The 16268-nt window shown below is 39.5% G+C and carries 10 protein-coding genes; 8 read left to right on the plus strand and 2 right to left on the minus strand.

Annotated features, from left to right (window positions below; genetic code table 11):
• Positions 1-610 precede the first annotated feature (610 nt).
• The 4 genes from ACTQXY_RS12205 to ACTQXY_RS12220 all read left to right on the plus strand — a co-directional run bounded on the left by ACTQXY_RS12205 (position 611) and on the right by ACTQXY_RS12220 (position 8715).
• Positions 611-5707, plus strand: coding sequence for an InlB B-repeat-containing protein (locus ACTQXY_RS12205; RefSeq protein WP_441659674.1), 5097 nt, complete (start codon positions 611-613; stop codon positions 5705-5707).
• A 45-nt stretch (positions 5708-5752) separates the two neighbouring features.
• A complete protein-coding gene (locus tag ACTQXY_RS12210; RefSeq protein WP_441659675.1) occupies positions 5753-6640 on the plus strand; it encodes a SpoIID/LytB domain-containing protein in 888 nt (295 codons plus the stop codon).
• A 42-nt stretch (positions 6641-6682) separates the two neighbouring features.
• Positions 6683-7432 (plus strand): peptidoglycan DD-metalloendopeptidase family protein, encoded by a 750-nt coding sequence (locus ACTQXY_RS12215; RefSeq protein ID WP_441659676.1) that lies wholly within the window; start codon positions 6683-6685, stop codon positions 7430-7432.
• A 308-nt stretch (positions 7433-7740) separates the two neighbouring features.
• A complete protein-coding gene (locus tag ACTQXY_RS12220; protein ID WP_441659677.1) occupies positions 7741-8715 on the plus strand; it encodes a helix-turn-helix domain-containing protein in 975 nt (324 codons plus the stop codon).
• A gap of 10 nt (positions 8716-8725) precedes the next feature.
• On the opposite strand, the gene ACTQXY_RS12225 is transcribed toward ACTQXY_RS12220, so the two are convergent.
• On the minus strand, positions 8726-11161 hold the full coding sequence (locus ACTQXY_RS12225) for a GH36-type glycosyl hydrolase domain-containing protein (RefSeq protein ID WP_441659678.1): 2436 nt from the start codon (positions 11159-11161) through the stop codon (positions 8726-8728).
• A 24-nt stretch (positions 11162-11185) separates the two neighbouring features.
• On the minus strand, positions 11186-11674 hold the full coding sequence (locus tag ACTQXY_RS12230) for a YesL family protein (protein ID WP_441659679.1): 489 nt from the start codon (positions 11672-11674) through the stop codon (positions 11186-11188).
• A 232-nt stretch (positions 11675-11906) separates the two neighbouring features.
• On the opposite strand from ACTQXY_RS12230, the gene ACTQXY_RS12235 reads away from it, so the two are divergent.
• The 4 genes from ACTQXY_RS12235 to ACTQXY_RS12250 all read left to right on the plus strand — a co-directional run bounded on the left by ACTQXY_RS12235 (position 11907) and on the right by ACTQXY_RS12250 (position 16224).
• A complete protein-coding gene (locus tag ACTQXY_RS12235) occupies positions 11907-12875 on the plus strand; it encodes an ABC transporter permease subunit (RefSeq protein WP_441659680.1) in 969 nt (322 codons plus the stop codon).
• 72 nt (positions 12876-12947) lie between these two features.
• A complete protein-coding gene (locus ACTQXY_RS12240; protein WP_441659681.1) occupies positions 12948-14966 on the plus strand; it encodes a beta-galactosidase in 2019 nt (672 codons plus the stop codon).
• 24 nt (positions 14967-14990) lie between these two features.
• A complete protein-coding gene (locus tag ACTQXY_RS12245; RefSeq protein ID WP_441659682.1) occupies positions 14991-15836 on the plus strand; it encodes an alpha-L-fucosidase in 846 nt (281 codons plus the stop codon).
• Between the two features lie 136 nt (positions 15837-15972).
• Positions 15973-16224: a GIY-YIG nuclease family protein gene (locus ACTQXY_RS12250; protein WP_044987458.1), complete on the plus strand. Its 252-nt coding sequence runs from the start codon at positions 15973-15975 to the stop codon at positions 16222-16224.
• Positions 16225-16268: the final 44 nt, after the last annotated feature.

Genomic DNA, 16268 nt, shown 5'->3' on the forward strand with positions numbered 1-16268 from the left:
GTAATGCACTCCATCCACTGGCTACTGCGGCATAAATCGCTATTTTGTTAGCTGAAATATTGAATTTTCAAGGAACAAGTCCCATTTGGGGTATGGGAAGTCTTAGTTACTGATTTTCAACAAGAGAGACTATCGCATATTGTGACAGTCTCTCTTGTTTATTAAAGCAAAACGAGGAAAATATTACATCACTTTACTGTTTTCAAAATCTTGCAGAACATCAGTAAATACAAGGGTTTGAGAATTTACATCAATTTATGGAAAGCATTGTCAGAAAATCAAGAGTCTTTTGATATTTTGTGTATGTACTATTTGGTCATCTCATATAGAAATATGCATCATATATATTCCTCTCGTTGAATAAGTTATAAAATGTTAAGTTGAATAAAAAGGAACATTTGTATTTGTTGAATATGACCAAAAAACAAATAAATTAATAAAAATAATGGAAAAAATAGATAAAACTTGTTATGATGAAAGTAATTGAGATTGGCAAAATAGGATTGGACTATTGAATTAGGCAAGACCAGAGTAGACTATTTGAAAATAGAGGGATACTTTGGTCTTTTTTGCCAATTTTGTGCATGAAAGGAAAGGGGCAAAGAGGAGAATGAAAAAGAAACAGGTTGTAAGCGGATTACTGGCAACGGTTATGATTGCAAATATTGCTTTGGTCGATATGGGACCGGTGCAGGCTGCAGAAAACTTAAATCTTGCAAAGGGATGTAAGGTAACCGCGAGTGATGCAGAAAGTGTAAATCCAGTAGCAAATGCTGTAGATGGGAAAGAGAATACGCATTGGGCAACAAATCAAGGAAAAGCAAGTGGTTCATGGATTGAAATTGAACTAAAAAAACCAACTAAGGTTAGCAAAGTAAAAATATTTTGGGAGAGGCTTGTCAGTAATGCAACAAATCAAAATATAAAAAAATGGAAGGTAGAAGCATACACGACAGGAGGAGTTTACCAGCTACTTCATGAAGATACAGATGGTACATACGAAACAGAAAATGCAGATGTGAAAGTAGAAAATCCAGTTTTTGCGACAAAGATTAAAGTTACGATTGTGGAAGCAGACAATAGAAATAATTATTGGGAAAATGTTGGTATCAATGAAATTGAAGTTTATGGGGAGGAGATGGAGGTAGATATTGAATCTACAGGAGATAAAAACCATATGCTGACAGCAACGACAACTTCATCTTCTGATGAAACTGATACACTAGGACATGCAAAAATCAAAGATGGAAAAGTGGGAAGAGAAAATAGATGGGCAAGTAAAGAAAATTCATATAAGGATGAATGGGTTAAAGCTCAATTTGAGAAACCAACTTTAATTAAAGAATTGAATATTACCTTATTTAAGCGAGATACAGATCCACAGCCATCGAATATTGAATCTTTTAATATTAAATATACGGACATCAATGAAAAAGAGCAAACTGTATCAGTAAAAAACACAGTTGAAGGAAATGGCTATAAGCAACAAATAAAACATATTTTTGATACTCCTATTATTGCAAAAAATATTAAATTCTGTGACTTTAAAGTGAAAGAAAATAAATATAACAATGTAAGTATTGAGGAAGTTGAAGTATATTCGAATGACCGATCTGAGAAAAAGACATTAGATGAAGTTGTGGCATCTATTCAAGGTGGAACTATCGAAGGAAATGAGTTTACACTTCCAACCGTTCCAGAAGGATTTACGATTGAATCTAATGGTGCTGATTTTGAGCAGATTATTGGAAGCGCTAATGAAGAAGGAAAACTCCCAATCGTACATCCGTTGACAGATAAGACTGTAAACCTTTCCTTTAATGTAAAAGAGACAGCTACAGGAAAGGTTAAAAATACAGGAGACTTAGAGTTTGTTGTTAAAGGAACAAAAACTCAGGAAGAAAATAAGAATACAAAACCTTCTGTAATTCCGGAAATTCAGGAATGGCATTCAGAATCTACAGAAAAAGTATCTGTAGAAAGCTTGAAAAAAGTTACTTATACAGATGACAAATTAAAAGCAGTTGTAGATGAGTTTGTAAAAGATTATGAGGACTTTACAGGAATCAAATTGACTGCAAAGAAAGGTGCTGCTGAGGCGAACGCATTTAACTTTGAACTAAAAGCGCCGGATACTCTTCTTGGAGAAGAAGGATATACAATGGATATTAAAGAAGACCGTATTAATGTTGCTTCTGTAAGTACAACAGGTAATATGTACGGTATGCAGACAATCCTTCAGATGAACAAAGAAAATGGAAAAGAGTTCAAAGTAGGACAGATGCGTGACTATCCGAGATTTGAAACTCGTGGATTCTTGTTCGATGTTGCGCGTAAAGCTGTTTCATTGGATATGATGAAAGAAGTATCCAGAACAATGCGTTATTATAAGATGAATGACTTACAGATTCATTTGAATGATAACTATATCTGGTTGGAAGATTATGGAAAATACAACACAGAAGATGAAGGGTTTAAAGCATATGAAGCTTTCCGTCTGGAATCCAGTCTGAAAAATGAAAATGGAGAATCTCCGACGGCAAAAGACTATCATATGACAAAAGAAGAGTTTAAAACTTTTATTCAAGAAGAACGAGCAGTCGGAATGAAAATTGTTCCGGAAATTGATGTTCCGGCACATGCGGTATCTTTTACAAAAGTTTGGCCAGACTTAAAAATTGAGAATCAGGTAAGCAGCGGACATTCTTTGATTGACCATTTTGATTTGACAAATCCAAAAGCAGTAGCAAAAATTAAAGAAATTTTTGATGATTACACAAAAGATGAGACATTTGATGATGAGACAACAATACACATTGGTGCTGATGAATTCTTGTATAATGCAAAGTCTTATCGTGAGTTTGTAAATGATATGGTTCCATATGTGAAAAAGACAAATAAAGTTCGTATGTGGGGTGGATTGACTCGTATTAAAGATAATCCGTTAACTACAATTAATAAAGATGCGATTGAAAATGTAGAGATGAATCTTTGGTCAAAAGATTGGGCAGATGGAATCGAAATGTACAATTTAGGATATGATCTAATCAATACGATTGATGATTTCGGTTATATGGTTCCAAATGGAAATAAGACAAGAGCAAACGCTTACGGAGATTTATTAAATGTAAATCGTATTTTTAATGAATTTGAAGCTAATAAAGTAAGAACAGGATCTGGTTATAAAATGGTTCCAGCCGGTGATGATCAGATGCTTGGTGCAGCATTTGCACTTTGGAATGATAACATTGATAAGAGAGCTTCCGGATTAAGTGAGTCTGACTTATACTGGCGTTTCTTTGATGCAATGCCATTCTACGCAGAAAAGACTTGGGCAGCAACAGGAAAAGAAAAAGGAAGTGCAGATGCACTTGCAAAATTAGCTGCAGACAAAGGAACAGGACCGAATACAAACCCTTATTATCAGGAAGAGAAAAAGGAAGAAAATTATGAGAGCTATGATTTTGAAAATGGCTTAAAAGATACTTCTGAGAATAAACGTGATCTGAAAGAAGGAAAGAATGCGGAAGTAAAAGACAACGCACTGGTATTAAAAAACGGTGAAAGCTATGTGACATCTCCGATTGATGTACTTGGAAATGGAAATGAAGTATCATTTGATATTAAACTGGAGAAACCAGCAAAACCAGGCGATATTTTATTCGAAGCAGATGCTCCATACGGAACACATGATATTCGTATTATGGAAGATGGAAAATTAGGATTTACAAGAGAATTGTATAGTTACTATTTTGACTATGAACTTCCGGTAGGAAAGAGCGTTAATATTACAATTACGGTTGAGCAGCAAAAAACTAGTTTATATGTAAACGGTGAGTTTGTTGCAGATGCAAAAGGAAAATTCATTCACAATGATATGGTGAAAAAAGATAATATCGCAAATGCTACATTTGCGCTTCCACTGGAAAGAATCGGTTCAAAGACAAATGCTGTTTCAGCAGTGATTGATAATGTTGTTGTCACAGAAAAAGAACCTGAAGTGGATATTTATAATAAGTCAGCATGGACAGGTAGTGCAGAGTCAGAGACACCTACAGAACATGGTGCAGGCAAAGAAGGTGTTATCGGTATGGCATTTGACAGCAATTCAGGCACTCACTGGCACTCTGACTGGTCACAGACAACAACAGATAAAGTTCCGACATCAGCAGGAGTAGTTGGAACAGGTAAAGGTGCAGATGGAAGTATCTGGGCAGAAGTCAAATTTGACAAAGGATATGAAATTAATCAAGTATTATTTACACCACGTCAAGATACAAACAGTGGTCTTGTGACAAAAGCAACACTTTACATTCAGAATGAAAAAGATGGTCAGTGGAAAGAGGTCGTAAAAGACAAAACATTTGCAGCTGACAAATCAGAGAAAGCATTTACATTTGAAAAACAGATGGTATATGGATTCAAGTTTGTTGCAACACAGTCCAGTGACGGATGGGTGACAGTATCTGAATTTGATATTGCAAACCAGCCGGTTGTGGATAAGACTTATACAGTATATGTAAGTGCTGAAAAAGGTGGAAAAGTAAGCGGCGGTAAAGATGTGTCGGCGGGAGAATCTGTGACAGTCACAGCGATGCCGGATAAAGGGTATGTATTTGAGGGATGGTATCGTCCAAACGGCGAAAAAGTATCTGAAAAAGCAGAGTATACGTTCAAGGTGAATGGAAATACAGCTTTGATTGCGAAGTTTGAAAAGACTGGAGAGACAGAAGACAAAAACATCACAGATGTGGCAAAACTAGATGATATTACCGTTGTACAGGGAACTGCATTTGAAGATTTGGATCTGCCGGAAAAAGTATCTGTCACATATGGAAAGAATGAGACAGCAGAAGTGGATGTGACATGGGAGAAAGGAACTTACAACGCAGGGGAATGTAAGACATATGTCTTGGAAGGCACTTTAACTCTTCCGGAAGGAATTGCGAATCCGGATGGATTGAAAGCGATAGTCAAAGTTACAGTGGAAGAAAAAGAGACACCGGTTAAGAAGTATACGGTCTCTGTAAATGTAAAAGATAGTGAAAAAGCGATGGGAACTGTCTCTATGGACAAAGAAGATGGTGTCTATGAAGATGGCATGAATGCGACTGTGACAGCGACACCAAATGAAGGATATGAGTTTGTAAACTGGACAGATACAGACGGAAAAGAAGTAAGTAGTTCCAATCCATATACATTTGCAGTGACAGCAAACACAACACTGACAGCAAACTTTAAGAAGATGGATGTGAAACCGGAAGCTCCGACAGCACAGGATATTTTAGATGCTTTGATTGCAGATAAAAAAGTTCCATCTAAAGTTGCAAAAAACGAGACAGAGTTTGTACTTCCAAAAGTTCCGGAAGACTATACAATTCAGATTGCGAAAGTCAATCCAGAAGGTATTATTTCATTAGATGGAACAGTGACAACGCCGAAGAAGGATACAGATGTTATAGTGACAATCTCTGTGACAGATTTGCAAGGAAAAACTGCAAGCGCTGACTTCACTGTAAAGGTGGAAGGAAAGAACGAGATTGTTAAAGAAGATCTGAAGGACCCGACAAACGAGAATGCAAATAAGAAGGATCCGAATAAAGATAAAAAACCAGTGAAAACCGGGGATGCAACGGCAGCGGCAGGCTGGATGCTTGCGATGACAGCAGCAGGTGCAGTGGTACTTGTGAGAAAAAGAAACTCATAAAAGAGATAAGCCTCTCATACAATAAAGTATGGGAGGCTTGTTTGTATGAAACGGAAAATTAAAAAAATATGTGCGGTGTTTGTGATTATTGTATTGTTGCCATATATTATTACCATATTTATGAATGGGAAAAGCATAGAGGCAAATCAAGACGGAAAAAATGGTTATATTAAAGTAAAAACGAAGTCGGGAACAAAAGAAGTTCCATTGAAAGAGTATTGTATTGGAACATTGGCAAAAGAGATTTCGGTTGATTTTGAAGAGGAGGCATTAAAGGCACAGGCTGTCATTGTTCGGACAACCATCTATAAAAAGATTGAGGAAGAGGGCAATAAAGCGGTTATGACGGAGCGCTTTTTTACGAAATCTGATATGAAAAATCAATGGGGCAGAAGCACATTTCAAAAAAATTATAAAAAATTGGAGCGTGTGTGGAATGAGACCGATGGACAAGTTGTGATGTACAATGGTCAACTAGCAATGGTACCGTTCCATCAGTTAAGCAATGGAAAAACTCGAATTGGCAAAGAAGTGCTTGGCACGGACGAGTATCCGTACCTGCAGATGAAGGAGTGTCCGAAGGATGTGGAAGCAGATGGGCAGATGGAAAGCAAACTCATCAAAGTTGCAGGAGCACAAATTACTTCTCAGGACAGCGCCGGATATGTGACAGGAGTAAAAGTGGGTGAGGAGACTTTGAACGGAGAAACCTTTCGAGATACATATGGATTGTTGTCAAGCTGCTTTGAACTGCAGGAGTTTGAAGGGAAGATGCGTGTGACGACAAAAGGGATTGGTCATGGACTTGGGATGAGCCAAAATACGGCAAATGAGATGGCAAAAGAAGGTAAAAAATACAATGAAATTTTGCAGTATTTCTACGAGGGAACAGAAATGAAAGAGGTCGCGGAAATTTTGTTGAATGTAGAATAAGCGTATCATTTTCTGGCAAAAATATAGTCAGAGGTGATAAATATGAAAAATAATCTAGGACCTTCAAGAAGAGGGAAAGGTGCTGCGGTCGGTCTGGTCATTTGTTTTGTGGCGGTGATTGCGCTAGTGGGATTTTTTACATTCAGCCGTTATAAGAGAGATATGAGCAGACAGCTGGCAAAAGCGGAAGAAAAAACTGATACCGAAGAAAAACAAAAAGACATCAAAGAGACAGAAAAGAGCCAAACGACAAACAGTCAGGCAATTCAGAACAAAGCACAGGAGACAGAAAAACAAAAAGAAGAGACACAAACACAGACAGAGCAGAAACAGACTCAGACCTCACCAACGGCAACACAGCCAGACGCACTTGCATTTTCAGAAAATGATCTGCTTGCATGGCCGGTGGATGGGAATGTATTAATGAATTACAGCATGGATCAGACGATTTATTTTTCCACTCTGGACCAATATAAATACAATCCGGCATTGATTATCGGGGGAGAAGTCGGAACAGAGGTGACTGCATCTGCAAGAGGAATCGTGAAATCAGTGGAAGTCAATGCGCAGACGGGTAACACGGTCACGATGGATCTTGGAAATGGTTATGAAGCAGTTTACGGGCAATTAAAAGAAGTCCCAATACAGGAAGGCAATTATGTGGAAAAGGGAGAACTAGTAGGATATCTGAGTGAACCTACAAAATATTATAGCGTAGAAGGCTGTAATTTGTATTTTCAATTGCTAAAAGATGGGCAACCAGTGAATCCTATGGAATATATGGATTCCTAGAAGAAATCAATTTTAAAAATAGGCAACAAAAAACCGGACATGTTGAGAAGGGGTAAGATGTCCGGTTTTCTTGTTTTAAGTGCGTATAAAGTTTTGGAAAACGATTGTGATAAATCGCTTATACACGAGCAGTATACTATTTTTTTTACATATCTGCTAGAACGGTAATTGCAAAAAAACCGTTGATTTTTGCAAAAAATGAAAGAAGTGGTAAAAACGGTTACTTTTTTGTATAAAAAGGAAGTAATTGTAGAGATAGAGAAAAAACTGTGCTATAATTTGCAAAAATGAGTTTAGGAGAAAAGTTTGTGAAACGAAAACTACTAGAATATTTAAAAAAAATGGACAGTAAGGAAGAAGAATTTATTAAAAATGAAAAGAATGTATTGGCATCATATGTGATACAAAAAGGAAGTTCTATGATTGATACCGATAAGATGATTCGAGAAGGTGCGATGATTGACATTATGAAACAGCCGAGATTTGTAGATATCCCAGAGCATACGCATAAATACATGGAAATCATATATATGTTCAGTGGTTCGGCGACACATATTATCGATAAGACAGAAGTCAAGCTGGAAGCAGATGATGTTTTGTTTATCAAACAGGGAACACCGCATTCAGCAAGTGCCTCGGGGTATAACGATATTGGAATTAAGATATTTGTTCTTCCGGAGTTTTTACAGTATCCGCTCAGTATGCTAAACGAGGATACGGCACTTCGGCGTTTTATAAAAAAAGCGGCGGAAAATGATGTGGAAGATCATGAATTTTTGCATTTTCATTTGCAGGATCTGCCGGATGCCCAGAATCTGTTGGAGAATATGACACGAAGTCTCTTGAACCAGACGCGAAACAGCAAGAGGATTCTGCAGGCGACGATGGGAGTTCTGCTGATGGAATTATCGAATAGAACGTATACGATCACAGTCGGCTCCCCATCTTCCTATGAAAGTCAGATTGTGTTGGAGGCATTAAGATATATAGAAGAGAACTACCAGACCGCATCGCTTAACACGTTTTGTGAACATCATAATCTTCCATGCTATTATGTGAGTCGTCTTATGACCCAGTATTCCCCTTATACCTTTACAAAATATCTACAGAGAAGACGTATGCTCCAGGCGGCCTATCTCTTAACAGAGACAGACACGCCGATAGAGCAGATTGTTGTAGAAGTTGGGTATGAAAATTCAAGTCATTTCCATAAACTGTTTAAAGAAGAATATGGAATGACACCGAAAAAATATCGTGACAAATACGATTCTATGGAGAAGTGATGGGTATCCCCTATCCCATCACAACTTCTATATGGTATTCTTTTACGTTGTCAATAGCTTTCACACATGTGCCTTCTACAGATTCTCCGTTTACAGTCAGTTTTTGAACTCCTTTTTCTACATGATTCGGGTTCTTTACTGTGATGTAATACACTGCATTGCGGTACTTACGAGTTGCCGTAAATCCATCCATATTTGATGGAATACAAGGATCTATTTCCAGACCGTCAAAAGATGGGCGGATTCCAAGGATGTATTGGGACACATTTACAAATGTCCACGCAGCAGTTCCTGTAAGCCAGCTGTTTTTTGCTTCGCCATGCTTTGGCGCATCTTTTCCGGCAATCATCTGAGAGTACACGTAAGGTTCTGTGCGGTGGATTTCGCTGATTTCTTCGATGTATGCCGGGCATGTGCGGCGGTAGATTTCAAATGCACGATCACCGCGTCCGATACGTGTCTCTGCGATTGATACCCAAGGGTTGTTGTGGCAGAAGATACCGGCATTTTCTTTGTATCCCGGTGGATAAGAAGAGATCTCACCAAGATTTAAGTAATATTTAGAATAAGCAGGCTGCTGCAGAACAATTCCGTATTTTGTATCTAAATGTTCTTTCACAGAATCCAAGGCTTTTTTTGCATGTCCTTCGTTTACACCGATATCGGCAAGTACACAAAATCCCTGTGGCTCGATATAGATTTTTCCCTCTTCGCATTCTTTTGAGCCGATTTTTTCTCCGGTGGCATCGTAAGCACGGAGGAACCATTCTCCGTCCCATCCAGCAGTTAAAACAGTCTGATACATTTCATCAACTGCTTTCAATGCACGGTCTGCTTCTGAAGCATTTCCCAGAAGACGATTGATATTAGCATATTCTTTTCCGTATTTTACGAACATTCCTGCAATAAATACAGATTCTGCAACCGGTCCTTCAGAAGGTCCGAATGTCTGGAAGGATTCTCCCGGTTCTTTGGAGAAACAATTCAGATTCAGACAGTCATTCCAGTCCGCGCGCCCAATGAGAGGCAGCCCGTTTGGTCCCAAATGTGTCAGTGTGTAGTCAAAGGAACGTTTCAGATGTTCTGATAATGGTTTCGCAAGTGCAGGATCATTGTTGAAGTCTACTATCTCATCTAAGATAGACAGATCCCCGGTCTCTTTGATATAGGCAGCAGTACCTGCAATCAGCCACAGTGGATCGTCATTAAATCCACTTCCGATGTCAGAATTTCCTTTTTTAGTAAGTGGCTGATACTGGTGGTATGCGCTTCCATCTTCAAACTGTGTCGCTGCAATGTCGAGAATTCTCTGGCGCGCGCGATCTGGGATCAAGTGCACGAATCCAAGCAGATCCTGACAGGAATCGCGGAATCCCATACCACGACCGGTCCCTGACTCGAAATAAGAAGCAGAACGAGACATATTGAATGTGACCATGCACTGGTATTGGTTCCAGATATTGACCATGCGATTTAATTTCTCGTCGGCGCTGTCCACAGAGAAAGTTGCGAGTAATGTATTCCAGTATTCTTTTAAGTCGTTCAACGCTTTTTCTACTTGTTCATCTGTAGAAAACCGTTTCATTGCAGCACGTGCGGCGTCTTTTTTAATAATATTTGGAGCTTCCCATTTATCCTCATAAGGATTTTCACTGTATCCGAGCACGAAAACAAAGCTTTTCGACTCGCCCGGCTTTAATATTACCTTCAAGTGGTGGGAACCGATGACAGCGCCACCGCTTGCGATAGAGTCAGATGAAGCTCTGGTAAGAACTGTTTGTGGTCGTTCGATGCTTCCATATACTCCTAAAAACGCATCTCTGCTTGTATCGAAGCCATTGATTTCGGCATTTACTGTGTAATAGGCAAAATGATTGCGGCGTTCCCTGTACTCAGTCTTATGGTAAATCTCAGAACCGCATACTTCCACTTCTCCAAGGCTTAGGTTACGCTGAAAATTTGTAGCGTCGTCCACTGCATTCCAGAAGCAGAATTCTACATAAGAAGTCAAGTCCAATTGCTCGCAAGTCTCGTTGTTATTTGTAAGGATAAGCTGGTTTACCTCACAAGTCTCATGGAGCGGCACAAATGCGGTCAGTTTTGCCTCAATTTTGTTTTTTGAAGAAGTAAAACGACTGTAGCCAAGACCATGACGACATTCGTAAGAGTCCAGTTCTGTCTTCACCGGTTGCCATGCAGGTGTCCAGACTGTATCATTGTGCTTGATAAAGTAGTAGCGTCCGTTTGTGTCTGCCGGAACATTGTTGTAACGATAACGAGTTAGGCGCAATAATTTTGCGTCTTTGTAAAAGCTGTATCCTCCACAGGTATTGGAAATCAAAGAGAAGAACTCTTCATTTCCAAGATAGTTGATCCACGGTTGTGGTGTGGCAGGAAATGTGATGACATATTCTCTGTCACTGTCGTTAAAAAAACCAAATTTCATAATGTAAATCCTCCAAATTTATTCTTATATCTCAGTGTTTTCCGGTGCAATCTGTTCTGCCTCATATGGTTCAAAGACTTTCTTGAAGACAAAAGACTGACAGTATGCAACAAATGCATCGATGATGATGAGTGCAAATGTCGCTTTCATATTGCTCATTGCCAGACCGAAGGCGTTTTTCAACGTTTGTTTTGTAGAATTTTCAAACCGTCCAATTAGTGGAAACGTGTATGTAAAAATTAGAAACCATCCGATCATAGCGGCAATCAGAAACAGAATGGCAAACGCAATTGTTCCCTTCTTGAAATTGTTTTTAAACTCCCTTAAATAAGTGCGCACAAGATAACCGTATTCCCCGCGAGCCTCTCTTAATGTAACGTAATATAAAGAAGAAAGCGCCGTTCCGATTGTGATGACCGGCAGGCAGGTAATAAGAAATACAAGATTTAATGCAACAAAATTACAAAGTGTGTTAATAAAATCCAATACCGGATTCATTGCTTTTGATTTCATAATGTTTCCTCCAAATTTTTTGTTATCTGATTGTTAATATATATAGAAGAAAACAAAAAGACTACCTGAAAAATAAGCACCGAAATACAGAACAAAATAGACATTTTGGGGCAAAATCTAAAAAAAATCTAATTTAATCATGAAACAAGTGTGAATTTTTCAGGTATTCATGTGACAGGTGTAAATGATAGGATAAATACATCAACAGAGCAGTGAAAGAGGAGGTAGGGAAATGAAAAAGAGTAAAACTGCTGTGAAAAGTCAACCGCTCGGGAAAAAGAAAGATACGAGAGGAATTAAATATTTTTTATGGATCTTACCATTTTTGATCTTGGTATTCCTGTTTTCGTATTTCCCGCTGCATGGATGGATTTATTCCTTTTATGATTATAGACCACCAAGAAGTTTAGCCGATTGTGAATTTGTAGGATTGCAGTGGTTCAAGATGCTTTTCACAAACAAAACGCAGGTATCACAATTAATTCAAGTAATGAAGAACACATTTGTAATGCGTCTTCTCGGAATCGCAACATCCATTCTTCCGGTTGGATTTGCAATTTTCTTAAATGAGATCAAATGTAAATGGTTCAAAACATTTGTACAGACATTTACAACACTGCCAAATTTCATAAGCTGGGTACTTGTATCTTCCGTAGCATTTAGCTTATTTTCTTCTACAGGTATGATAAACGGCTTATTGGAAAACTTAGGAATTATCACAGAGCCAATCAAATTCCTGGACAGCGATTCCCATACATATTTGTGGATGCTTTTGTGGAACATATGGAAAGGACTTGGATGGGGAGCAATCATATATTTGGCGTCGATTGCAGGTATTGATCAGGAACAGTATGAGGCGGCAGAGATTGACGGAGCAGGAATTTTTAAGGTATTTTATAAAATTGTACTTCCTGCTTGTACACCGATTTTGGCAACGGTATCCATTTTCTCTGCAGTTGGTCAGTGGAACAGTTATCAAGATACATTGATTTATGTAACAGAACAAAAATTGTATTCTCTACAGTATTTACTGTATACTTATATCAATCAGGCAAGTTCTCTTGCGGCGATGGTGAAAAACTCAGGAACAGCAGCAATAAGTTCTGCGGCGCTTGCGACACAGCAGACAGGGACATCTATTCGTATGACAGTATCTGTCAGTGGTATACATTTTGCGCAAAAATTTACAGTTAAGTGCTAGTTGGACTTGTAAAATTGATGTATGATGGGTAATGTAGTAATAGTAATTGATATGTAGTGGAGGATTATAGATATGAGATTTAGCAATAAGGTGAACAAAATTGTATATGGCGGGGATTATAATCCGGAGCAGTGGCCGGAAGAAATCTGGGCTGACGATATGCGTCTTTTGAAAGAAGCCAATATTGATATTGTGACGTTGAATGTATTTAGCTGGGCAGCGCTTCAGCCATCGGAGGAAACGTATGATTTCAGTAAGCTTGATAAGATTATGGAAATGGTAAGGGACAATGGACTTCAGGTATGCCTTGCGACATCCACCGGAGCGCATCCGGCATGGATGGCAAAGAAATATCCGGATATCCTGCGAACAGAATTCAATGGGTTAAAACGAAAATTCGGGGGAAGACACAATTCCTGCCCGAACAGTCCGACCTATGAGAAGTATTCGGTCAGGCTGGCACAAAAAATTGCAGAGAGGTACAGGGATTACAATAATATTGTAGCATGGCACATTTCCAATGAATTTGGGGGGGAATGTTATTGTGAAAACTGTGAGAAAGCATTTCGTGTCTGGCTGAAAAAGAAATATCAGACGATTGAAAATGTGAACCGCGCATGGAATACAGCATTCTGGGGACATACCTTCTATGACTGGGATGAGATTGTACTGCCAAATCTTTTGAGTGAGCATTTTGAGCAGGATAGAAGCCAGTTTCAGGGAATTACTGTGGATTATAAAAGATTTAATTCCGAAAGTATTTTGGAGTGTTATAAGAGAGAGTATGATGCCCTCAAAGCGATTACACCGGATATTCCGATCACAACGAATCTGATGGGATTTTATAAACCGCTGGATTATAAGATGTGGGCAAAGTACATGGATGTTGTCTCATGGGATAATTATCCGTCCAATGAAGACAGTCCGGCGCAGATTGCCATGAGCCATGACTTGATGCGTGGAATCAATGGCGGGGAACCATTTTTATTGATGGAGCAGACACCGAGTGTGACGAACTGGCTCCCGTACAACGCCCTGAAACGACCGGGAGTGATGCGGCTTTGGAGCTATCAGGCAGTGGCACATGGTTCGGATTCGGTGATGTTTTTCCAGATGAGACGTACTGTGGGAGCTTGTGAAAAACTGCATGGAGCAGTTATCGACCATGTGGGAACAAACGAGACACGTGTATTTCGGGAAGTCAAAGCCCTTGGAGCAGAGTTAAAAGAACTGGGGGAACAGACACTCGGCGCTGTGACAGATGCGAAGGCTGCGATTTATTTTGACTGGGATAACTGGTGGGCAATTGAGTGTTCGGCAGGTCCAAACTGTGATCTGAAATATAAAGATGAGATTTACAATTATTATCAGGCGCTTTACAAATTGAATATTCCGGTGGACATTGTAGGACCGGAGGATGATCTTGGGAAGTACCAGCTATTGATCGCTCCGATTTTATATATGACAAAGACCGGATACGACGAGAAGATCCGTACTTTTGTAAAAAATGGAGGTACTTTTGTGACGACATTTTTCAGTGGAATCGCAGATGAGCACGACCTGATCGTGACAGGTGGATATCCTGGAAAACTGCGTGATATTATGGGAATCTGGGTGGAAGAGTCCGATGCACTTCCGTCGGGAGCTGAGAATCATTTTACGTATCGTGGCAAAGCCTATCCGGCGAAACTTTTGTGTGATTTGAGTCATCTGGAGGGAGCAGAAGCTCTCAGCGTATACGAGGAAGATTTCTATGCGCAGATGCCGGCAATCACAAAGAATCAATTCGGAGATGGACGGGCATATTATGTTGCGACTCGTTCCAATGAAGAATTTTATCAGACACTCATGGCAGATATCTGTGAGGAATGTGGAGTGGAATCGTTGCTCGCACCGCAGGAAAATCTGGAAGTGACAATGCGCAGAAATGAAAACGGAAGATTTTTATTCTTATTAAACCATGCCGATCGGGAACAGGAGACGGTGATGACAGAAGCAGGCTGTGGATTGCTGGAGAAACAGGAATATGCAGCAGGCGATGTGGTTTCGGTTCCGGCAAAAGGTGTGCAGATCATCAGACTTCAAGGCTAGCAGGAGGAAGAAGGAAAATGACATTTGAAAGAGATCGACAGAGTGATCGCGGAGGGACCTTATGATGCGGATTGGAATTCGCTGTTTCAATTTACTGTGCCGGATTGGTTTTCCAAGGAAAAATTTGGAATCTTTATCCACTGGGGCTTATACAGCATTGCCGCTCACAATAATAAGTGGTATTCGAGAAATATGTATATTCAGGACAAGGAAGAGTGGGAATATCACAGAAAGACATTTGGAGAGCACACAAAATTTGGCTACAAAGATTTCATACAGATGTTTCACGCGGAAAAGTTCGATCCAAAACAATGGGCGAAACTATTCAAAGCGGCAGGAGCAAAATATGTTTTTCCGGTGGCAGAGCACCATGATGGATTCCAGATGTACAAAAGCGAGATTTCTAAATACAATGCCTTTGATATGAGTCCAAAGCGCGACCTTTTAGGCGAACTAAGGGAAGCGATTGAAGAGGAGAATCTGATGTTCGGAAGCGGAATTGTGGAGGTGGAGCGTGGCGCGCTTGCAGATCCCAAACCATTTGTGTGGCAGACAGACACGGCGATTGCAAAAAATTCATGGTGCTATACGGACACGCTGGAGTATAAGACAAGCAGACAGATTATCTGTAATTTTATAGAGATTATCAGCAAAAATGGAAATATGCTCTTGAATGTGGGACCAAAAGGTGACGGAGAGATTCCGGAAGAAGACCAGAATGTGCTTCTTGGAAGTGGATTGACCGCAGGACTTTCCACAGAAGGGACTGTGCCGATGTCATTTACCGGAACATATATTGGCATGTTTGCGGAAAATGGAAGCAGTGCGTTCCAAGAGTTTCAAGTAAATTATGTACTTCCTGATGAGTAGGAAGGAAAATCCCAACCATAAGGCGATGTGGTTGGGATTTTTAATGCAAAAAGCTCATTTCATAATACAGAGAATTGCCACTGCGACAGGGGTGTGTTATCTTATAGTAGTATGCTGGAAAAGAGGGGAAAAAATAATGAACTACACATATATCGTAGAGTGTAAGGATGGCACGCTATACACAGGGTGGACGAATAATCTGGAAAAGCGAATTGCAGATCATAACAGCGGGAAAGGCGCCAAATACACGCGGGCGAGAAAGCCGGTCACACTTGTGTATTATGAGACTTTTGAAGCAAAAGAGGAAGCGATGAAGCGGGAGTATGCGATCAAACACATGAGTCGGAAAGAAAAAGAAAAATTGATAGAACATTTTCCTATACTTTAAGAATATTCTATATTATAATAGGATTTAGATGTATATTTGCAAAA

The sequence above is a fragment of the Faecalimonas sp. LCP19S3_D12 genome, from assembly GCF_052121495.1.
GTDB lineage: Bacteria > Bacillota > Clostridia > Lachnospirales > Lachnospiraceae > Faecalimonas.

Bases quoted from the DNA above. Each gene is read 5' to 3' on its own strand.
- ACTQXY_RS12205 (WP_441659674.1), top strand. From the start codon at position 611: ATGAAAAAGAAACAGGTTGTAAGCGGATTACTGGCAACGGTTATGATT.
- ACTQXY_RS12210 (WP_441659675.1), top strand. From the start codon at position 5,753: ATGAAACGGAAAATTAAAAAAATATGTGCGGTGTTTGTGATTATTGTA.
- ACTQXY_RS12215 (WP_441659676.1), top strand. From the start codon at position 6,683: ATGAAAAATAATCTAGGACCTTCAAGAAGAGGGAAAGGTGCTGCGGTC.
- ACTQXY_RS12225 (WP_441659678.1), bottom strand. From the start codon at position 11,161: ATGAAATTTGGTTTTTTTAACGACAGTGACAGAGAATATGTCATCACA.
- ACTQXY_RS12230 (WP_441659679.1), bottom strand. From the start codon at position 11,674: ATGAAATCAAAAGCAATGAATCCGGTATTGGATTTTATTAACACACTT.
- ACTQXY_RS12235 (WP_441659680.1), top strand. From the start codon at position 11,907: ATGAAAAAGAGTAAAACTGCTGTGAAAAGTCAACCGCTCGGGAAAAAG.
- ACTQXY_RS12240 (WP_441659681.1), top strand. From the start codon at position 12,948: ATGAGATTTAGCAATAAGGTGAACAAAATTGTATATGGCGGGGATTAT.
- ACTQXY_RS12250 (WP_044987458.1), top strand. From the start codon at position 15,973: ATGAACTACACATATATCGTAGAGTGTAAGGATGGCACGCTATACACA.